Below are 20,119 nucleotides of genomic sequence, written 5' to 3' on the forward strand. Positions count from 1 at the left end.
CACGACGACCGCGAGCGGCGCGCTCGACGCCGCCACCGCCGTACCCACGGACGCGGCCATGAAGAGTCGTCTGCTGACGGTCATGTGCGGCGGTACTCCCTCGCTTCGGGCGTCAACTGCCATGTCGTCGGGGTCCGTTGGTCCGGCGGGTACTGCGCGATGCGGCCGTCGCCGGTGACGTGCGCCGCCATGCGCGTGATCGCGTTCGTCAGGCGGTGGCCGCCGCGCACCGGCGTGAGCTGCCAGCGCTGGAGCGTGTTCTTCGCGTCGCACGTCTCCTGGGTGACGGAACTGCCCGGCTCCAGCGGCACGTTGAGGGTGAGCTTGCCTTCGCGGGTCTCCAGGCAGGCGCCGGTGCGGGCCGACCTCAGGGTGACGTAGCCGTCCGGTGTGCGGCGGATCTCGAAGGCGGTGGGCGGCAGACCGCCCGCGACGTCTCGGAGGGTGTACGTGCCGTCGGCCACCGGCGGCTCCGTCAGGTCGCGCCATCCGGGCGCGTGCCCCACGGCCGCGTCGCGCGCCGTGAAGCCGGCGTACGTCCCGTCCGGGTGCGGGCTCCCCCACGTCACCTGCGCCACATGGCTCAGGGGCAGCCGCATCGAGGCCGCGACCTCGTTCTCCGTCTCGCCGCGGCCGTTGTCGGGCCACAGGCTGATCTTCGCGCCGGTGACGCCCGCGCGCGAGGCCAGCGTCTCGCCCTCGAAGACGCGCGGGTCCCAGCGCTGCTCGTACAGCTTGCGCGTGTCGCTGTGGAAGCCGCCGCGCACCAGGTACAAGGCGTACGCGGCGTTCATCAACGGGTGCCCCCGAGCGATGAGTTCGCCGGGTTTCGTGCGCACCGCGAGCCAGTGCTCGACCGTCGTCCCGGCGGCCACGGGCACCGTGTTGTCACCCGTCAGGCCGTCGTTCCAGATGCGCAGCCGCTTTCCCTTGCCCGCCGTGTACGCCTGCACGCGGTTCACGAAGTCGATGAACGCGTCCTGGGGCGTGGCGTGTTCGCCGTACTTGCGGCGGGCGTAGTCGCGGATGTGCGGGTACTTCGCGAAGTCGGAGCCGAGCATGTACTCGTCGGCGCCCATGTGCCAGGACTTCGCGGGGAAGACGTCCGCGTACTCGTCGACGAGGCTCGTGTAGTAGGCGAAGGACTCGTCCTTGGTGACGTCCAGGCGCGAGGGCTGCTTCTTGCCGTCGGTGTCGGTGAGTTGCAGGTCCGGGCGGTGTTCCAGCCAGGGGTCCATGTGCCCCGGGGAGTTGATCTCCGGGATGACGGTGATGTGGTACTTGGCGGCGAGGGCGACCAGGCGGCGGATGTCGCTCTTGGAGTAGTAGCCCCAGGAGTTGGCCTCGGGGTGCCGGTCGCTCTTCACCTTCAGTTCGAGCAGGAGCTGGTTCTGTTTGCGGTACGCCATGTCGCGGATCAGGTTCTCCAGCCAGGGCCTGGAGATGTGGATGTAGCAGGCGCAGACGCCGACGCCGCGCTCCTTGTACCGGGGCACGTCGACGGTGCTGCCCGCCGGGATCCGGTCGCCCTGCGCGAGGAGCTGGAGGAGAGTACGCGTGCCGTAGAAGGCGCCCGCCTCGGTGCCGCCGGTGATCTCCAGACGCTCGCCCGCACGCAGTTCGTACCCTTCGGCACCCAGCGACTTGCGCTGCTTCTCGACGTCGATCAGTACGTCGCCGGGGCGCGCGGCACCGGACGTGACCGGCACCTTCCCGCGCCCCGCCGCACGCAGGTCGTCCGCGAGGGTGCGCGCGACACGACGGGAGGCGGCGTCCCGCGCGACGAGCCGCACCCCGTCGCCGTACGTGTAACTGCCCTCCCCTGGCGTCCAGTTGGTGAGCGCCGGAAGCGTGCGGGGCGGGCCGGGCCGTTCGTCCTGCCGCGACGCGGCGGCCGGGGCCGGGGCCACGAGCAGCAGGAGGGCCGCCGCGGCTCCGGTCAGCCGTCGCCACCGGCCGCGGGGACGCCTGGCAAGCTCAGGAAACACCGTCATGAGATCCGATGATTGAAGCGCGGCGAAGTCGTGTCAATGCTCCTGACGCGACAGGAACCAACCAACTTCCCCCATCCATCGGATGAATCAGGTGAGGGTGGTGAGGTGACCGGTGTCCCCCACGGCGACGACCTGACGGTTGTGGAAGAAGTCGTCCTCGCGCAGCACGGTGATGCTGCCGGAGGGCGCGGCGAAGCTGACGGAGCCCGCCGCCTCGAAGGGCATCTTGATCCAGGCCGCCACCACGAACGTCAGGGCGAATCCGTGCGTCACGACGATCTGGTGCTCGCGCGGGCGGCGCAGCAGGTCGTCCATGGCCGCGTAGACGCGGCGCGCACACTCCGCCCTGGTCTCGGCGCCCGGCACGCCCTCGTGGTGTCCCATCCGGTCCCCGTCGGCGGGCGGCGGCACGAACCGCCGGTCCAGCGGCACGAACCGCCGGTCCAGCCACTCCTGCGGGCGGCCCTCCGCCTCGCCGTACGACTTCTCCCGCAGGCGCCGGTCCAGGAGCGGCTCCACGCCGAACAGTTCGCCCACCGCCTCGGCCGTCCGCGCGGCGCGGCGCAGGTCCGACGAGATCAGCTCGACGTCGGCGCCTCCGGGGATGCCGGCGCGCAGCGCCCGGGCGATGGCGGCCGCCGCGTCCCTCCCGGCCGGTGTGAGGTCCGAGTCGTGCCAGCCGCCGACGACCTTCTCGACATGGTGGGTCGCCTCCGGGTGGGTGACGACGTGGAGGGTGCGCATCAGGGGGTGCCTTTCATCTGGAGGTGCCTTTCATCTGGGAGTGCCTTTCATCTGAGGGCTCGATGCCGTACTCGGTCCGGTACTCGACGGGGAGGACGCCTGCCGCGGTGGTTCTGCCTCCTCCGCCACGGTGCGGCGGCGCACCCACAGCAGGGCGCCCGCGAGCAGGACGGCGCCACCGAGCAGCCAGCGCGGCGGCCCCGCCGGGAGATGCCCGGCGACCAACCCCGTGGCGGCGCCGACCAGTTGGAGGGCGAGCGACTGCACGGACAGGGCGGTGGCGCGGCCCGCGCTGCCGACGCGCCGGTGCAGGAGGTCGTTCTCGCTCGGGCCCGCGGCGCCGAGCCCCGCGTACACGAGCGCGTAGCCGACGACCGCGAGGGCGACCGGGACCGGCGCCGACGAGAGGCTCGTCACCGCCGTGCCGCCGAGCAGCAGCAGACCGGCTGCCGCGGCGCCCAGGCCGACGAGGACGGCCCGTTCGCTGCCGCCCGCGCGCCGGGCGAGCGGCGGCGCGAGGTGGCTGCCCGCCATCGAGCAGAGGAATCCGGCGCAGGCGAGCCCCGCGAAGAGCACCGCCCCGGACTCCGGCGCGCCCGTCAGGCCGACGGCCCGGCCGGGCGTGAGGAGTTCCACGGTGACCAGCGCGCTGCCCGCGGCCGCGGCGCTGAGGATGATCCGCCGCACCAGCGCGTCCCGTCCACCGAGGCGCACTCCGGCGACGACGGTGGCGGGGACGCCCCGCAGCACTCCGCGCAGGGTGGCGCGCGGCCGGGGCGGCTCGGGCAGCGCGGTCAGGACGTACAGCAGGAAGACGACCTCGACCGCCGCGCCGAGCAGCGCGGGCACGGACAGCGGCAGCACTAGCCCGGACGTGGCCTCGCGCAGGCGGCCGCCGAGGTCGGGGCCGAGGCCGAGGAGCCAGGGCAGGGCGCCGCCGATCAGCACCCCGGCCGCCAGCGCCCCGGACGTCGCGGCGCCGCCGCGCGCGAGGCCGGTGCGCAGCTCCGCGTCGGGGCCCGCGCTCGCGTGCACCGTGTCGACGTACCACGCCTCGGCCGGGCCGCTGGCCAGGGCACGCCCTGCGCCCTTCAGGGCCATGCCGAGGACCAGCACCCACGCGGTGGTGCCGAGCGCGTGCAGGACCAGCGCGACGAGATCGAAGAGCCCGGCGGCGGCCAGGACGGTGCGGCGCCCGAGCACGTCGGACAGTCCACCGGTGGGGAGTTCGAGGGCGGCCGCGGTGAGGGAGTGCGCGGCGACGCAGCCCGCGACGGCGGCGAGGGCGAGCCCGCGCTCGGTCAGGAGCGCCACCATCGGGGCGATGGCGAGGCCGAGCGGCAGCCAGAACAGGGCACAGACGACCACATAGCGGCGCCGCGCGGTGCGCGGGTCCAGGGGGTCAGTCATGGGTGTAACCGGTGAGGCGTCTGGGGACGGAGCGGTCCGCCCCCGCGGGGACGTCGGCCTTCGAGGGGCCGTCGGCCTTCGCAGCAGCGCTGCTCGGCTCCCCGCCACCGGTGCGGGCGGGCTCCGGGTGGGCGGTCTCCGTACGGGCGGACTCCGTATGACCGGATTCCGTACGGGCGGACTCCGTATGACCGGATTCCGTACGGGCGGACTCCGTACGACCGGACTCCGCCTCCCCGGCCCCCGCCGCCCTCCCCGCCACCGGCAGCCCCGCGACGAACACGACCACCTGCTCGGCCCGCGGATCCCCCGCGTCGCGGGCCGCCAGCTCCTCCAGCTTGTCCTCGTACGCCCGCTGGAGCTCGCCCAGGGACTCGGGCGTCAGGCGCGGCATCAGGTCCGTCATCCCTGAGTGGTCGAGCCACTCGCGCCCGAGCCGTCCGGCGGCGACGTCCGACTCGTGCCGCGCCAGGGACGCGCCGAGGTGCTCGATCTGGCGCCGGGCCATGAGGCCCGCGAAGTCGCGGCCGACCGGCGAGGCGTCCATCGCCGAGTGGTCCCAGGTGGTCACCGCGTGCACCGGCCGCCACCGGCGCTCGCGTCCGTCGCGGTGCTCCGCCTCGGCGACGAACGCGTACTTCGCGAGGACCCGCAGGTGGTAGCTCGTGGAGGCGGACGACTCCCCCGTCCTGGCGGCGAGTTCGCTCGCGGTGGCGGGCCCGTCCGCACGCAGCAGCCCGAGCAGCCGGACGCGCAGCGGATGCGTGAGGGCCTTGACGGCGGCGGGCTCCCGCTCGGGGTCGAGCCGCCGCACCCGCGACTCCCCCAGCACGGTCCGCTCCGGGCGTTCTTCGTCAGCGTCAGCCATGACGCGAGCGTAGGACGGCCCGAGCACTTGGCAAAAGTAGTTTTGCAGAATTTCCTTGGGAAAGGGTCGCCGCACATGCCGCGCCCCCCGCCGCGGGATCACGGCGGGGGGCGCAGGGCGTACGCGCGCAGGGGGTCGGTCGGTCAGTCGACGCCCTGGAGGATGTGCGGCTCCGCGAGGTCGTCCTCGTATCCGGCGAGCCGGATGGGTGCCGCGTGGGCCCATGCCTCGAGGTTGCGGAGCTTCTGGGGCCGTCCGGCCCGCTCACCGCCCCGCTCGGCCGACCGCTTCTCCTGCTTGGTCAGATCTGGTGTCACCGCGCACTCCTTCGTGTCGCGAAACGAAAGAACAATGGCCGCGCTTGCTGCGCTGTCTTCTCGGTCGCGGTGGCGCCGTGTCCTGGCGGGATCGCGGCCGTTGGTCGCAGCCTGTCCCGGGACGGTCGAGGGGCGCCGGTGTGCGCCTTGTGGCCGTCCGTTCGCACTAGGTTAACCAAATGAGCGCGGCTCTGCTCGATGGCGCTCACCGAAAGGGAGTAATCCGGACATGCCTGCCGGGCATGCCCGGATATGCCCGGATATGCCCGGGACGAGTCACCGGTCGCCGGGCCTGAGCCACCCTCTACCGGGTGCGAGTCACCACTTGCCGGGCTTGTAGTCCTTGAGGAACACGCCGTACACGTCCTCGCCCGCCTCGCCGCGCACGATCGGGTCGTACACGCGGGCCGCGCCGTCGACCAGGTCGAGCGGCGCGTGGAAGCCCTCCTCGGCCAGGCGCAGCTTGTCGAAGTGGGGGCGCTCGTCGGTGATCCAGCCGGTGTCGACCGACGTCATGAGGATGCCGTCGGTCTGGAACATCTCCTGGGCGCTGGTCCGCGTCACCATGTTCATCGCGGCCTTCGCGGCGTTGGTGTTCGGGTGCCCCGCGCCCTTGTAGCCGCGGCCGAAGACGCCTTCCATGGCCGAGACGTTGACGACGTGGGCGCGCCCGCTCTCCGCCTTCTTCGCGGCCTCGGCCATCATCGGCCGCAAGTGGCTGATCAGGATGAACGGCGCCGTGTAGTTGCACAGCTGGGTCTCGAGCAGCTCCACCGGGGAGATCTGCTCGATGGTCTGCACCCAGGTGTTGCTGTCCACCACGTCCGGCACCAGGCCGCCCGCGTCTATGGCGCTGCCGTCGCGGTGCCGCTCGACGCTGGCGTTGCCCGCGACCAGGGCGAGGTCGGCGACCTTCTGCGCGTCCAGGCCGCTGACGCCGAGCGGCAGCGCGGTCAGCCCGTCCACGGCGCCGGAGTTGAAGGCGCCGATCACGTGGTGGGCGGGCAGTTCCCCGGCGGGCAGCGGGGCGCTCTCGCCCTCGACGAGCGCGGCGTAGGCGGAGGGCAGGCGGCGCACGGTCTGCGTCGCGTTGTTGATGAGGATGTCCAGCGGGCCCTGCTCGGCGACCTGCTCGGCCAGGCCGACCGTCTGCGCGGGGTCGCGCAGGTCGATGCCGACGACCTCCAGGCGGTGGATCCAGTCCGCCGAGTCCTCCATGGCCTTGAAGCGGCGGATGGCGTCCTTGGGGAAGCGCGTCGTGATCGTCGTGTGCGCGCCGTCGCGAAGGAGGCGCAGCGCGATGTACATGCCGATCTTGGCGCGGCCGCCCGTGAGCAGGGCGCGCTTGCCGCTGAGGTCGGCGCGGGCGTCGCGCTTGGCCCGGTTCTCGGCGGCGCAGTCCTGGCAGAGCTGGTGGTAGAAGTAGTCGACCTCGACGTACCGCGCCTTGCAGGTGTAGCAGGAGCGGGGGCGCTGGAGTATCCCCGCGATCTCGCCCTTCGTCGTCGCCGACGAGGGCAGGATGCCCTCGGTCTCGTCGTCGATGCGCTGCGCGGAGCCGGTGGCCGTGGCCTCGGTGACGGCCTTGTCGTGGGCGGTCTTCGCGGCGCGGCGCTCCTGCCGGCGGCGCTGCTTCACGGTCCGGTAGATCCCGGCCGTGGCGCGGCGCACGGTGATCGCGTCGGGGTGGTCGACGTCGAGCTTGTCCAGCTCGTCGAGCACGCTGAGGCAGACGGCGAGCCGCTCGGGGTCGATGCCCGGTCCGTACGAAACGGCGCCTTCCTGGCTGTCCTCTGTCACGGTCATCGCCGCTGTCGTTCCTCACCGCACTAGGGCCGCGGCTCGTCTGGGGTGACCGCGGATGCTCCAAAAGCGGAACTTTACGTAGCCCGGGCGCCCGGTACCAAACCCGAACGGTCCTCCGCCGCCCGACGCGTGCCCTCGCACGCCGCCACCAGAGCGGCCAGTTCGACGCGCACGCACCGCGCGAGGAGTTCCAGGTCCGGCACCGCCGCGGCGTCCGCGACCAGGCCGTAGTGGACGCGGCCGCGGTACGTCGAGACGGCGACCGCGAGCGCCTGGCCGCGGGCCAGCGGGGCGAAGGGGTAGACCTCCGTGAGCGGATGACCGGCCAGGCGCAGGCCGAGGCCGGGCAGCGGCACGCTGGTCACGAGGATGTCGAAGAGCAGCCGGGCGGCGCCCGCGACCGCGGGGCCGCCGACGCGGTGGCCGAGCGGGGGCACGTGGTCGGCGAGCAGCGCGACGGCGCCCGCGCCGCGCGTGGGGCCCGCGTCCTTGTTGCGGTCCATCGCGGCGCGCCACGGCGCGGAGCCGGGCGAGCGGGTCGGCGTCGTCGACGGGCAGCCGGACCAGATAGCCGGAGAGCCGGTTGCCCCCCGGGTGGGCCGTGCGCGGGCGGCGGCGCGAGACGGGGACGAGGGCGCGCGGGGCGACGCCGTCGCTGCTGTCGCCGCGCTCGTCGAGCCAGCGCCGCAGCGCCCCGGCGACCACGGCGATCAGGACGTCGTTGACGGTGCCGCCCGCCGTCTTGCGCACGCGGTGCACGTCGTCCAGGTCAAGCGCGACGCCAGCGGTGCGGCGGCTTCCGGTGGCCCGGGAGGTGAGGGCGTCGCAGGACCGTGCGCCCCAGTTCGCCCGCGCCACGGCGGCGCCGATGTCCAGGGCCTGGCCGACGTCGGTGACCGTGGACCGGACGGTGGTGGCGACCCGCCCGGGCAGTCGGCGCGGGTCGAGGGCGCGCCACCAAGGCGCCGCGGCGACGGAGCGGGGTTCGCGCGCGGGCGGCAGTTCGGTGGGGTCCATGACGGCCGCGGCCAGCGTCAGGGCGCGCAGCCCGTCGGCGAGGGCGTGGTGGAACTTGAACAGGACGGCGAACGACGTCCCGTCCTCGGCGGGCAGGACGTGCGCCTCCCACGGCGGCCGGTCCCGGTCGAGCGGCCGCTCCATGAGCGCGCCCGCCGCCGCGTGGAAGTCCGCGGCGGGCGGGGCGAGGTGCACGTGGTCCAGCGGGTCGAAGCCGGGCGCGGGCCGCCGCGCGGCGCCGCCCGGAGGCAGCAGCACGTGACGTATGCGCATCCGCAGACCCGGCACACCCGCGGCGCGGGCGGCGAGCAGATCGGCGGCGTGCGCGGCGGCGGACGGCGAGTCGGCCGCGAAGACGCCGAGCGCCCCCAGGTGCATGGGGTGTTCGGCGGACTCGATGCTCCAGAAGGCGAGATCGAGAGGGGCGAGCAGGTCTGAGCTCTGAGAGGTCATGGCTCGCTCTCGCGTCGGCAGCAGTACTCGGCAACGGAAACCAGCAGCCAATCACTCTCCGACAATTACGGTCAAGTACGATCTAGCTACGCACAGTTAACAACAGATTAAGGCCCGCTCTTCCCGGAAACCTCTGGGAACTCCTGGGAACTCCTGGGAACTGCTGGAGACTCCCGGGAAAAGCGGGCCTCACGGGACACGTAGGGTCACCCCACCACGGGCGGCGCCGCCTCCGCCGACGTACCCCACCGCGAGGGCTTCTCGCCGACGCCGAACGACAGCTCCCGCAGCTCGCGGATGTCGTCCGTACGCAGATACGTCCGCCCGTAGTCCGCGCCGTCGGCGCGGACCGACTGCACGTACCGCTTCTCCGGCGAGGTGCCGGGCGCCGTCACCGTGAACCGGCCGCGCGGGTAGTAGCGGCGGTCGAGGGTGAGGTCGACGCGCTCGAAGACCGGCGTCGACAGACCCCAGGTGTCCGTGCCGGGCTGCACCGGGAAGATCCCGATCGACGACAGGACGTTCCAGGCGGACATGGTGCCCAGGTCGTCGTTGCCGGTCATGCCGGTCGGGGTGTCCGTGAAGAGCGTGAGCGCGGCGTGCACCACGTCGGTCGTCTTCCACGGCTGCCCGGTGGAGAGATACGTGTACGGGGCGATCAGGTCGGGCTCGTTCTGCGGGTTGTACTTGTCCGCGTTGTAGTAGTCGTACGGGCCGTTGACCCACACCTCGCGGGCGGTCTTCGCCGGGTCCTTCAGGAGCTGCTCGTAGGCGAAGAAGGAGTCCAGGCGGTCGTTCGTCGCCTGCTTGCCGCCGATCAGGTCGACCATGCCCGGCAGGTCCTGCGGCACCAGCCACTGGTACTGCCAGGACGTGCCCTCGTGGAAGCCCTGGCTCTTGGCCGGATCGGCCGGTCCCGTGAAGGCGCCCGCCTTGTCCCTGGCGCGGAAGAACCCGGTCGAACTGTCGAAGATCTTCCGGTAGTTCTGGGCGCGCGCCGCGTACCGCTCGGCGTCCTTCTCATGCCCCAGCTCGCGCGCCATCTGCCCGAGCATCGCGTCCGACAGGGCGTACTCCAGCGTGGCCGACGCGCCGTGGTCGTAGTCGGAGTCACCGGGCTTGGCGTGCGGGCGGCCCTTGATGTAGGGCGCGAAACCCTCGGCGATGTACTCCTCGTTGGCCTCGCGGCCCACCGGCGCCGACGCGGCCGGCGGCACCCCGTCGGCGTTCTTCTTCAGCGCGCGGTACGCCTGCTGCTCGTACCCCTTCAACAGGCCCTGCTGGTAGGCGTTGGTGAGGAACGGTGTGACCGGGTCGCCGGTCATGATGTTCGTCTCGACGGTGCCGTAGCCCCACTTGGGCAGCCAGCCGCTCTCGGCGTCGATCCTGAGGACGGACAGCGCCATGTCGCGGGACTCGCGCGGCGCGAGCAGCGCGAGCAGCTGGGCCTGGGTCCGGTAGGTGTCCCAGAGTGACCAGTTCTGGTAGTAGGTGGACCCCCCGTGATCAGCAGTACGATGGGTCTTCTGGTCCCAGCCGGTATAGCGGCCGTCGACGTCGCTGCCGATGTTCGGCGCGAGGAACGAGCGGTAGAGGGACGAGTAGAAGGTGCGCCGCAGCGTCTTGCTGCCGCCCTGGGCCCGGACGTCGTCGAGCCGGTCCTCCCACTTCGCCCGCGCCGCGTGCTCGACACGGTCGAAGGAACGGCCGCCCTCCGCGCGGAGATTGAGCGCGGCGCCCCTGGCGTCGACGTACGAGAGCGCGGTCGTCGCCTCGACGGTGCGGTCCTTCGCCGTGTCGAAGCGGACGTACGCGCCATTGCGCTCGCCGTCGGCCGAGGACTTCGCGGAGCCCGCGGTGACGGTCCCGCCCTTCCAGGTGCCGGACGAGACGAAGGGACGGTCGAAGCGGGTGACGGTGTAGAGGGTGTACGGCTTGGTGTCCTGGCAGAAGCCGCTGCCAGTGATCTTCGTGCGGACGGTGCGGCGGTCGAGGACCTCCACCTCGGTGCGGACCGACTTGTGCAGCGACTGGCCCGCGTTGATGAGGACGTTGGCCTTGTCCGTGGCCGGGAAGCGGTAGCGCTGCACGCCGGTGCGCTCGGTCGCGGTCAGCTCGGCGTCGATGCCGGACTTCAGGCCGACCTTGTAGTACCCGGGGCGCGCCTTCTCCGTGTCGTGGCTGAACTCCGCGGCGTACTTGGCGTAGTCCGTCTCCGTCACGTCCCCCGTCGTCGGCAGGACCGGCAGGTCCCCGCCGAGTCCGCAGCCCACGCCGGACAGATGCACGGCGGAGAAGCCGCGGATGTGCGTGTCGGAGTGGTCGTACCCGGTGTTGTGGCCGGTGTCGGGCGAGAGCTGCACCATGCCGAAGGGCACCGCGGCGCCCGGGTAGGTGTTGCCCTCGTTCTCGGTGCCGATGAACGGGTTGACCAGGTCGGTCAGCCGCCCGCCGGACGGCGCGGCCCCGGCCGACGGGACGGCGAGGGCCCCGCCGAGGAGCGCGGCCGCCACGGCCACCGTCCCCGCGCCGCGCAGCCGTTGGGTCCATCTCATGGGTGGGAACGCCTCCTTGAACAGCCTGGACAACGTTGTCACTGCATCGGGCGCGCCCATTCTTCGGCGGCCTGCGTGTACTCGTCAAGGGTCGTGCCGACACGGCCCCCACCGGGCACCGGTCGCGGCGACGTGCCCCGGCCCGCCCCACGGGGAGGGCGAACCGGAGTGCATCAATCCGTCAGGCCCTTCAGGCGCAGCCCCGCACGGGCGCCTGCGAGGCGTCCTTGATCAGGGACTCGTGCGCGGCGCGCAGCCGCGGCACGTCGGGCTTGACGACCTCGCGGTCATAGGTGAGCAGTCCGTTCAACTCCCCTTCCACATCGGAGATCTGGGTGTAGACGGCGCCGTTGCCGCCCTTGCAGGCGAGGGCGCGCACCTCGCGCAGCTTGGTGAGGTACTCCTCCGTGTACTTCGCCGGGTCCACGTCGACGTAGCTCTGCTGGACGGACCAGGCGTGGCCGGGCACCGCGAGGCCGAGGCCGCCGTACTCGCCGTTGATCAGGGCGCGCCTGCCGTCCGGTGCCGGTGGCAGCGCGGGGCTCGGGTAGCCGTGTTCGTCCATGAGGTCGCCCTTGCCGCCGTCGGCCCCGAGGTTGAGCCCGGACATGCCGTTGACCAGGCGCGTCGGGTCCCATGCCTTGGCCTGTTCGGCGATGCGGCCCATGTCGTACTGGCCCCAGCCCTCGTTGAAGGTGACCCACATGACGATCGAGGGGCTGTTGGAGTGCTCGTCGATCATCTGCTTCATCTCGTGCTCGAACTGGGCGCGCGCGGCGGCCGACGGGTTGCGGTCGGACCGCATGGACGGCATGTCCTGCCACACCATCAGGCCCAGCCTGTCCGCCCAGTAGAACCACCGGTCGGGCTCCACCTTGATGTGCTTGCGGACGGAGTTGAAGCCCATCTCCTTGTGCATTCTCAGGTCGTACGCGAGGGCCTCGTCCGTCGGCGCGGTGTGCAGGCCGTCGGGCCAGAAGCCCTGGTCGAGGGTGGCCATCAAGAAGGTCGGCTTGCCGTTGAGGACGGTGCGCGGGGTGCCGTCGACCTTCTCGACCGAGACGGACCGCATGCCGAAGTAGCTCTGCGGCCGGTCCGCGCGCTTGCCGCCGCCGACGGTGACCTTGAGGTCGTACAGGAAGGGGTCGTCGGGCGACCACAGGTGCGGCTTCTTCAGAGTGAGCTTCAGCGGCTCGCCGGTACGGCCGCTCGCCTCGGCGACCTTCTTCTTGCCTTCGTACGCCGCCGCCCGCACGGGCACGCCCGCACGGACGCCCTTGGCCTCGACGGCGACCTGCTTGGTCTTCACATCGGGGGTGATCTTCAGGGATTCGGCGTGGTCGCGGGCGACGGGCTCCATCCACACCGTCTGCCAGATGCCCGACGACGGCGTGTACCAGATGCCGGACGGGTCCAGGCGCTGCTTGCCGACGGGCGGGTTCTCGCCGTCCGGGGAGTCGGTCGGGTCGTGGACGCCGACGATCAGCTCCTGGGCCTTGCCGGGCTTGAGGGCGTCCGTGACGTCGGCGCTGAACTTGTCGTAGCCGCCCTTGTGGTCGGCGACCTCGGTGCCGTTGACGTACACCTTCGCGTGCCAGTCGACGGCGCCGAAGTTCAGCTTGAGCCGCCGGCTGTTCTTGCCGCCGTCGCCGTCGTCGACCTTCCAGTCCGCAGGAACGGTGAAGGTGCGCCGGTACCACATGCGGTCCTCGTGCCGCTGAAGCCCGGAGAGCTGGGACTCGACCGGGTAGGGGACGAGGATCTTCTCCTTGAGCTGCTTGCCGACCGGCGGCCGCTCCCCCGCCTTGGCGGCGGCGAACTGCCAACTGCCGTTCAGATTGCGCCAGTCGGCGCGCTTGAGCTGCGGGCGGGGGTACTCGGGCAGCGCGTTGCCGGGGCCGACGTCGTCCGCCCACTTGCTGCGCAGTTCGTACGTGGACTTGTTGGGGCCGCTGCTCCAGAACGCGCCGACCTGCTTGCCGTCGGTGCCGGCCAGGCCGCCCTTGCCGTCGTAGCGCAGATCGGCGGTGCCGCGGGCGGTTCCGGTCTTGTTGCCGACGACGGGCTGCTTGAGGGTGACGAGCAGGGCGCGCGGGTCGGCCGGGTCCAGCCTGGCCGAATCCAGCGGCCACTTGGCGCCGCCGATGTTGGCCTCGATGTGGTCGACGAGTCCGGCCGGGGGCGCCTTGAGTTCCTGGACGAACTCCAGCTTCAGGGCGCGGCCGTCCTTCTGCACGGTGGCGGCGGTCGCGCCGTCGTAGTCGAAGCCGTCGGGGAGGCGGAAGGCGGACTGCGGGACGGCTTCCTTGGTGCCGCCGGGCTCGGTCCAGCGCAGGTGGAGGTTGGAGCCGCCGTAGTGCTCGAAGTACTCGACCTTGATGTCGTAGGGCTCCCCGGCGGTCAACTCCACCGGCTGCGCGGTCTGTTCGCGGTCCCAGTCGTCGACCCAGTGGTCGATGGCGAGCCTGCCGTCGACCCACAGCCGGAAGCCGTTGTCGCCGATCATGGAGAAGGTGTGGGCGCCGGACTTCTCCGGGACCACCTTGCCGGTCCAGCGGACCGTGGCGTCGTCGGACTTGCCGGTGGCGAAGTTCAGTCGGGGTTCGAGGTTGTCGAAGTCGATGCTCCGGTCGAAGCCGGTGGCCTTGAGCTCGTGGAAGTCGAAGGCGCCGGGGGCGGACTGGGCGTAGTACTCGCCCTTCAGGCCGTGGACTTCGGGGGCCCGACTGCCGGCGGCAGGGGCCTCGTCGCCTGCCGCCGTCGCGGTGGACGCGGCGGCGAGCCCGGTGAACACGAGGGCGGCGCTGAGCAGCAGGGCCAGTTGGTGCCGGAGCTTTCCTGATCGTCTTGGGCGCACGGATCCTCCTTGTCGAGGAAGGGTGGCGGCTCGTCGCTCCAGTCGGTACAACGAGTCTGTACAACGTTGGAAGGAACGGCAGTTGGCATGACAGCACGGCTCCGGCGCGCTGTCCAGGGTCACGGCCGACACGCCAGAACGCCCCGGCCGCCGGGGCACCCATCGACGCGAGGAGTGGCACGTGCGGGTGAGCCTCAAGGATGTCGCGGAGCGCGCGGGCGTTTCCATCAAGACCGTCTCGAACGTGGTGAACAAGTATCAGCACGTCACCCCGGCGATGCGGGCCCGAGTGCAGCAGGCCATCGACGAGCTGGGCTACCGGCCCAACCTGACGGCGCGTCACCTGCGCAAGGGCCGCACCGGCATCATCGCCCTCGCCGTACCCGAGCTCGGCAACCCGTACTTCGCGGAGCTGGCCGGAGCGGTCATCGACGCCGCCGCCGAGCACGACTTCACCGTCCTTCTCGACCACACCGGCGGCGACCGCGAGCAGGAGGTCCTGGTCAGCCAGGGCTTCCGGGCCCGCGTCATCGACGGCCTGATCCTCAGCCCGCTGGAGCTGGAGTCGGAGGACCTCAGGGCCCGCGAGGACGACGTGCCGCTCGTCCTGCTGGGCGAGCGCGAGTACGACCTGCCCTACGACCACATCGCGATCGACAACGTCGCCGCCGCGCGCGTCGCGGTACGTCACCTCATCGGCCGCGGCCGGGGCGCCATCGCCTACCTCGGCGCCCGCACGGACTCCGCCAACCGCCCCGCCCACCTGCGCCTTCAGGGCTGGCGGGCCGAGCTGGCCGAGGCCGGCATCCCCGCGCCGGAGTCCCTGGTCGGGGCGGTCGGCGGCTGGAACCGGGACGACGGCGCGAAGGCGATGGCGCGGATGCTGGACTCCGGGGTGCGGCCGGACGCGGTGTTCGCGTACAACGACCTGGTCGCGATCGGCGCGATGCGGGTGCTGCACGAGCGGGGCCTCAGGGTGCCGTGGGACGTGGCGGTGGTCGGCTTCGACGACATCGCGGAGGGGCAGTTCGGCGCGGTGACGCTGACGACGATCGCGCCGGACAAGCAGGCCATCGCGCGGCTCGCGGTGGCCTCGCTGCTGCGCAGCCTGGAGGGGGCCGAGCGGCCCGGCGGACATGAACTCACTGCGGAATTCCGCCTGGTGGAGCGGGAGAGCACGCTCGGGCGGCGGTGAATCGCGGGCCCGCTCGCGGGACAGCCCCGTCGGCCGACAGCGTGCGCGGAGGGTTTACAGCCTCCTTTCAACGATGTAAAAAGCTCCCCGTACCGCTGAGTTGACCGCAAACCCGTTCTTCCCGTGAGCGCTCTCAGTGTGCGCCGGGGCCGTGCCGTTTGGGGACTCCCATGAAGCCGAACACCTTCTTCCGCCGTATCTCCGACCGTACTTCGGGCCACGCCGCGGGCCGCGCCTCCGGCCGTGTGTCGGCCACCACCCTGCTCGCCGCCGGCCTCGCCGCGAGCCTCGCGCTGACCGCCACGGGATGCGCCAAGTCGGAGGACGACGACTCCGGCGCCTCCGGGGACTCCAAGTCCGGGGCCTCCGAGGGCGACGCGGGCCAGGTCGCCTCCTCCCCGAGCGCCGGCGCCGACACCTGCGTGATCGGTGACTACGGCGCCAAGAAGCTGGACCTGAAGTCCGCGACCGTCGGCTTCTCGCAGTCCGAGAAGGAGGCCAACCCCTTCCGGATCGCGGAGACCGCCTCCATCAAGGCCGAGGCGGACAAGCGCGGGGTCAAGCTCCTGACGGCGAACGCCCAGTCGCAGTTCTCCAAGCAGATCAGCGACGTCCAGGACCTCATCGCCAAGGGCGCCGACCTGCTGGTCATCGCCCCGCTGAACTCCGACGGCTGGGAACCGGTCCTCCGCCAGGCCAAGGCCAAGCACATCCCGATCGTCACCATCGACCGCAAGATCAACGCGGCGCCCTGCAAGGACTACGTGAGCTTCATCGGCTCGGACTTCGTCGAGCAGGGGCGCCGCGCCGCCGACCGCATGATCGCGGCGACGGGCGGCAAGGGCGAGGTCGCGATCCTGCTCGGCGCGGCGGGCAACAACGTCACCACCGACCGCACCAAGGGCTTCGAGCAGCAGATCGAGAAGAAGGCCCCGGATCTGAAGGTCGTCTTCAAGCAGACCGGCGAGTTCGCCCGCGAGAAGGGCCAGCAGGTCACCGAGCAGCTGATCCAGTCCAAGCCGGGCATCGACGGGATCTACGCCGAGAACGACGAGATGGGCCTCGGCGCGGTCGGCGCCCTCAAGGGCGCGGGCAAGAAGGCCGGCGACGTGAAGATCGTGACGATCGACGGCACGAAGAACGCCGTACGCGGCATCGTCGACGGCTGGATCGACGGCGTCATCGAGTCCAACCCGCGCTTCGGACCGCTCGCCTTCCAGACCCTGGACACCTTCACCAAGGGCGGCGAGGTCGCCCAGGACATCGTCATCGAGGACAGCGCCTACACCAAGGACAACGCCGATTCGGACCTGGGCAAGGCGTACTGACGTGCCGCCGGTGACAGGATCCGCCGCTGTGCCGGTGACGGGGCCCGCCGTCCTTTCGGTGTCGGGGCTCGGCAAGTCCTTCCCGGGCGTACGCGCCCTGGACGGCGTCGACTTCACGGCCCGCGCGGGCGAGGTGCACGCGCTGATCGGTGAGAACGGCGCCGGGAAGTCCACGCTCATCAAGGTCCTCACCGGCGTGTACAGGCCGAGCGACGGCGTGGTGCGGTACGACGGCTCGGCCGTCCGCTTCGCCACGCCCCTGCAGGCGCAGCACGCGGGCATCTCCACCATCTATCAGGAAGTCAACCTGGTCCCGCTGATGAGCGTGGCCCGCAACCTGTTCCTCGGCCGCGAGCCGCGCGGCCGCCTCGGCCTGATCGACTTCCGCCGCATGCACCGCGAGGCGGACGAGGCCCTGCGCGGCCTCGGCGTGCGTGTCGACGTACGCCGGCCGCTGCGCGAACTCGGCGTCGGCGCCCAGCAGATGGTGGCACTGGCCCGCGCGGTGTCGGTCGACGCGCGCGTGGTCGTCATGGACGAGCCGACGTCGTCCCTCGAACCGCGCGAGGTGGCCACGCTGTTCGAGGTGATCCGGATGCTGCGCGGGCGCGGCATCGCGGTGATCTACGTCAGCCACCGCCTCGACGAGCTGTACGAGGTGTGTGACACCGTCACCGTGCTGCGGGACGGCAAGGCGGTGCACACCGGCCCGATCGCCGAGCTCGACCGGCTGCGTCTGGTCTCGCTGATGCTGGGCCGGGACATCGGCGACGTACGCGAGGAAGGTCTGACTAAGTTCAGCGGAAGCCACGACACCGAAGCCCAACCTGTCCTTGAGGCAACGGAGTTGACGGTCCGGCACCAGCTCGCCGGGGTGTCCCTGACGATCCGGCCCGGGGAGGTCGTCGGGCTCGGCGGGCTGCTCGGCTCGGGCCGCAGCGAGACCGCGAAGGCCATCGCCGGGGCGCTGCCCCCGGACTCGGGCCGGGTGGTGGTCGCCGGGGTGCCGGTGCGCACGGGCTCCACACCGGCCGCGATCCGCGCCGGTGTGAGCCTGCTGCCCGAGGACCGCAAGGCGGAGGGCATCGTGCCGGGGCTTTCGGTGCGCGAGAACATCGCCCTCGCCGCGCTGCCGGGCCTGTCCCGCTTCGGCCTGGTCGACGAGGCGCGCATCGACCGCGTCGTCGACACCTTCATGAAGCGCCTGCGCATCAAGGCGTCCGGTCCGCACCAGAAGGTCGGCGAGCTCTCCGGCGGCAACCAGCAGAAGGTGCTCCTCGCCCGCTGGCTCGCCATGAACCCGAAGGTGCTGCTCCTGGACGAGCCGACGCGCGGCATCGACGTCGGCGCGAAGGCCGAGGTACAGAAGCTCATCGACGAGCTGGCCGACGACGGTCTCGGGGTGCTCCTGATCTCCTCCGACACGGAGGAACTGATCGAGGGCAGCGACCGCGTGGTGGTCCTCAAGGACGGCAAGGTCGTCGAGGAACTCACCGGCGACGCCGTCACGGAGGACCGCCTGATGCGCGCGATCGCGGCCGCGCCCGCGGCACGGGACACCCCCGCCGCCTCTGGAGGTGACGATGACTGACATCGGCCTGGGCGGCCGCACCCGCCTCGACCGCGACCGCCTGCTGCGGCTGCTCCAGGACTACGGCGTCCATCTGGGCGTCGCCGTCCTGCTCCTGGTGAACATCGCGTTCACCCCGCACTTCCTGTCCGCCGAGAACTTCCGCACGCAGGCCGTGCAGGTGGCGCCCGTCATGATCGTGGCGCTCGGCATGGCGCTCGCCATCGGCAGCGAGGGCGTGGATCTGTCGGTCGGCTCGGTGATGGCGCTCTCCACGTCCCTGCTCTCGCTGTATCTCGGCTACGGCATGTGGATCGCGCTGCTCGTCGCCGTGCTCGGCGGGATCGCCGTCGGCGTCGCCAACGGGGCGCTGATCGCGTACATCGGCGTCCAGCCGATCGTCGCCACGCTCGCCCTGATGGTCGCGGGCCGGGGCCTCGCCCTGGTGCTGCTGCCCCAGCTCAAGGACGTCCGCGACCCGACCATGGCCTCGCTCGGCTCCGGCGACCTGCTCGGCATCCCCTATCTCGTACTGATCGCGGTGGGTCTCGCGCTGCTCGTCGCGTTCGTCGTGCGCCGCACGACGTTCGGCCGCCAGCTCCTCGCCATCGGCGACAGCCGTCCCGCGGCCAAGCTCGCCGGACTTCCCGTACGGCGGGTGCTCATCCTCGTGTACGTGTGCTCGGGCGCCCTCGCCGCGATCGCGGGTGTCCTCGCGACCGCGCGCCTGACCGCGAGCGACCCGACGTCGCTCGGCAATCTGATGGAGCTGTCCGCGATCACCGCGGTCGTCGTCGGCGGCACCCCGCTCAGCGGCGGGCGGGTGCGCATCGGCGGCACGGTGGCGGGCGCCGTCCTCATCCAGCTGCTGACGGCCACGCTCATCAAGCACGACGTGTCGCCGTCGTGGACGCAGATCGCGCAGGCCGTGGTGATCATCCTGGCCGTGTACGCGGCACGCGAGAGGGGGCGGCGATGACCGTCGACACGGAGAGTCCGGTGCGGCCCACGAGCACGCCCACGGAGGACGAACCCCTGGGCGCGACCCGCTCGGAGCGGCTGAGCGCGCTGGCCCAGCAGCACGGCGCCCTGGTCACCCTGGTGATCGCCGTCCTCGCGGCCTGGCTGTCCTTCGACACGTTCATGACGGCCGACAACACGCAGAACATGGCGGTGTCCTCGGCGTTCCTGGCCGTCGTCGCGCTCGGCATGACCTTCGTGATCATCACGGGCGGCATCGATCTGTCCGTGGGCTCCCTGTTCGCGCTCGGCGGGGTCCTCGCGGCGTGGGGCTCGCAGTACGGCACGGCGGTGGCGCTGCTGCTTCCGCTCGCGGTGTGCGGGCTCATCGGCCTTGTGAACGGCCTGCTGATCGCGCGTTCCCGGCTCGCCCCGTTCATCGTGACGCTGGCCGCGCTGCTCGGCGCGCGCGGCATCCTCCTCGCCGTCACCGACGAGGGCTCGAAGACGTATCTCGTCGACAAGGACTCGTTCTTCGCGACCCTCGGACAGGGCAAGCTGCTCGGCGTCGGCGCGCCGGTGTGGATCACGGCGGGCCTGTTCGTGGCCGGTGCCGTCGTGCTGCGCCGCAGCCGCTTCGGGCAGTACGTGTACGCGGTCGGCGGCAACGAGGACGCGGCGGCGCTGATGGGCGCGCCGGTGGCCCGCACGAAGACGGCGGTCTACACCCTGTCCGGCCTGTGCGCGGGCCTCGCGGGCGCGCTCAACGCGGCCTGGCTCGCGTCCGGCGTGACCATCCTCGGCTCCGGCATGGAGCTGGAGGCGATCTCCGCCGTCGTCATCGGCGGCACGCTCCTGTCGGGCGGCTTCGGCTTCCTCAGCGGCTCGCTCGTCGGCGTCCTGCTCCTGAAGGTCATCCAGAACGTCATCAACCAGATCGGCTCCCTGGACTCCGCCTACCAACAGGTCGTCAGCGGCGGCTTCCTGGCGGTGGTCGTCGTCGCGCAGACATGGCTGGGACGGCGGCGCCGGGTGCTGTAGCCGT

13 protein-coding genes and 1 pseudogene are annotated in these 20,119 nt (G+C 71.7%); 5 read left to right on the forward strand and 9 right to left on the reverse strand.

Translation table 11 applies throughout. The annotated features are described in order from the left end of the window. Positions 1-80: 80 nt before the first annotated feature. The 9 genes and pseudogenes from STRAU_RS30725 to STRAU_RS30760 form a co-directional block, all read right to left on the reverse strand. Positions 81-1,994, reverse strand: a complete 1,914-nt coding sequence (locus STRAU_RS30725; RefSeq protein ID WP_016644316.1) for a family 20 glycosylhydrolase — start codon at positions 1,992-1,994, stop codon at positions 81-83. An 87-nt stretch (positions 1,995-2,081) separates the two neighbouring features. Continuing rightward, on the reverse strand, positions 2,082-2,738 hold the full coding sequence (locus STRAU_RS30730) for a histidine phosphatase family protein (RefSeq protein WP_016644317.1): 657 nt from the start codon (positions 2,736-2,738) through the stop codon (positions 2,082-2,084). Between the two features lie 30 nt (positions 2,739-2,768). Next, positions 2,769-4,148 (reverse strand): MFS transporter, encoded by a 1,380-nt coding sequence (locus STRAU_RS30735; RefSeq protein ID WP_052029356.1) that lies wholly within the window; start codon positions 4,146-4,148, stop codon positions 2,769-2,771. After that, the gene (locus tag STRAU_RS30740) at positions 4,141-5,016 is read right to left on the reverse strand and encodes an ArsR/SmtB family transcription factor (protein ID WP_016644319.1); all 876 of its coding nucleotides are present in this window, start codon (positions 5,014-5,016) and stop codon (positions 4,141-4,143) included. Before STRAU_RS30740 ends, STRAU_RS30735 begins: the two co-directional genes overlap by 8 nt. A gap of 143 nt (positions 5,017-5,159) precedes the next feature. After that, on the reverse strand, positions 5,160-5,333 hold the full coding sequence (locus STRAU_RS43140; RefSeq protein ID WP_016644320.1) for a hypothetical protein: 174 nt from the start codon (positions 5,331-5,333) through the stop codon (positions 5,160-5,162). Positions 5,334-5,651: 318 nt separating this feature from the next. Then, positions 5,652-7,139: an SDR family NAD(P)-dependent oxidoreductase gene (locus STRAU_RS30745; RefSeq protein WP_016644321.1), complete on the reverse strand. Its 1,488-nt coding sequence runs from the start codon at positions 7,137-7,139 to the stop codon at positions 5,652-5,654. A 74-nt stretch (positions 7,140-7,213) separates the two neighbouring features. Beyond that, positions 7,214-8,609: pseudogene (locus STRAU_RS30750) on the reverse strand (wax ester/triacylglycerol synthase family O-acyltransferase). Positions 8,610-8,815: 206 nt separating this feature from the next. After that, positions 8,816-11,164, reverse strand: a complete 2,349-nt coding sequence (locus STRAU_RS30755; RefSeq protein WP_037663017.1) for a GH92 family glycosyl hydrolase — start codon at positions 11,162-11,164, stop codon at positions 8,816-8,818. Between the two features lie 190 nt (positions 11,165-11,354). After that, the gene (locus STRAU_RS30760; RefSeq protein WP_016644324.1) at positions 11,355-14,021 is read right to left on the reverse strand and encodes a PA14 domain-containing protein; all 2,667 of its coding nucleotides are present in this window, start codon (positions 14,019-14,021) and stop codon (positions 11,355-11,357) included. Positions 14,022-14,202: 181 nt separating this feature from the next. On the opposite strand from STRAU_RS30760, the gene STRAU_RS30765 reads away from it, so the two are divergent. The 5 genes from STRAU_RS30765 to STRAU_RS30785 all read left to right on the forward strand — a co-directional run bounded on the left by STRAU_RS30765 (position 14,203) and on the right by STRAU_RS30785 (position 20,115). Continuing rightward, positions 14,203-15,216 (forward strand): LacI family DNA-binding transcriptional regulator, encoded by a 1,014-nt coding sequence (locus tag STRAU_RS30765; RefSeq protein ID WP_016644325.1) that lies wholly within the window; start codon positions 14,203-14,205, stop codon positions 15,214-15,216. A gap of 170 nt (positions 15,217-15,386) precedes the next feature. Further along, positions 15,387-16,544: an ABC transporter substrate-binding protein gene (locus tag STRAU_RS30770; RefSeq protein ID WP_016644326.1), complete on the forward strand. Its 1,158-nt coding sequence runs from the start codon at positions 15,387-15,389 to the stop codon at positions 16,542-16,544. Between the two features lie 34 nt (positions 16,545-16,578). Next, positions 16,579-18,135, forward strand: a complete 1,557-nt coding sequence (locus tag STRAU_RS30775; RefSeq protein ID WP_052029357.1) for a sugar ABC transporter ATP-binding protein — start codon at positions 16,579-16,581, stop codon at positions 18,133-18,135. Then, on the forward strand, positions 18,128-19,093 hold the full coding sequence (locus tag STRAU_RS30780; RefSeq protein WP_037663020.1) for an ABC transporter permease: 966 nt from the start codon (positions 18,128-18,130) through the stop codon (positions 19,091-19,093). The genes STRAU_RS30775 and STRAU_RS30780 overlap by 8 nt, the downstream gene beginning before the upstream one ends. Further along, positions 19,090-20,115 (forward strand): ABC transporter permease, encoded by a 1,026-nt coding sequence (locus tag STRAU_RS30785; RefSeq protein ID WP_016644329.1) that lies wholly within the window; start codon positions 19,090-19,092, stop codon positions 20,113-20,115. Before STRAU_RS30780 ends, STRAU_RS30785 begins: the two co-directional genes overlap by 4 nt. The last annotated feature ends 4 nt before the right edge of the window (positions 20,116-20,119 follow it).

Source organism: Streptomyces aurantiacus JA 4570, from assembly GCF_000414115.1.
Classification (GTDB): Bacteria; Actinomycetota; Actinomycetes; order Streptomycetales; family Streptomycetaceae; genus Streptomyces; species Streptomyces aurantiacus_A.

Coding starts and splice junctions, on each gene's coding strand:
- STRAU_RS30725 (WP_016644316.1), bottom strand. CDS start 1,994: ATGACGGTGTTTCCTGAGCTTGCCAGGCGTCCCCGCGGCCGGTGGCGA.
- STRAU_RS30730 (WP_016644317.1), bottom strand. CDS start 2,738: ATGCGCACCCTCCACGTCGTCACCCACCCGGAGGCGACCCACCATGTC.
- STRAU_RS30735 (WP_052029356.1), bottom strand. CDS start 4,148: ATGACTGACCCCCTGGACCCGCGCACCGCGCGGCGCCGCTATGTGGTC.
- STRAU_RS30740 (WP_016644319.1), bottom strand. CDS start 5,016: ATGGCTGACGCTGACGAAGAACGCCCGGAGCGGACCGTGCTGGGGGAG.
- STRAU_RS30745 (WP_016644321.1), bottom strand. CDS start 7,139: ATGACCGTGACAGAGGACAGCCAGGAAGGCGCCGTTTCGTACGGACCG.
- STRAU_RS30755 (WP_037663017.1), bottom strand. CDS start 11,164: ATGAGATGGACCCAACGGCTGCGCGGCGCGGGGACGGTGGCCGTGGCG.
- STRAU_RS30770 (WP_016644326.1), top strand. CDS start 15,387: ATGAAGCCGAACACCTTCTTCCGCCGTATCTCCGACCGTACTTCGGGC.
- STRAU_RS30780 (WP_037663020.1), top strand. CDS start 18,128: ATGACTGACATCGGCCTGGGCGGCCGCACCCGCCTCGACCGCGACCGC.
- STRAU_RS30785 (WP_016644329.1), top strand. CDS start 19,090: ATGACCGTCGACACGGAGAGTCCGGTGCGGCCCACGAGCACGCCCACG.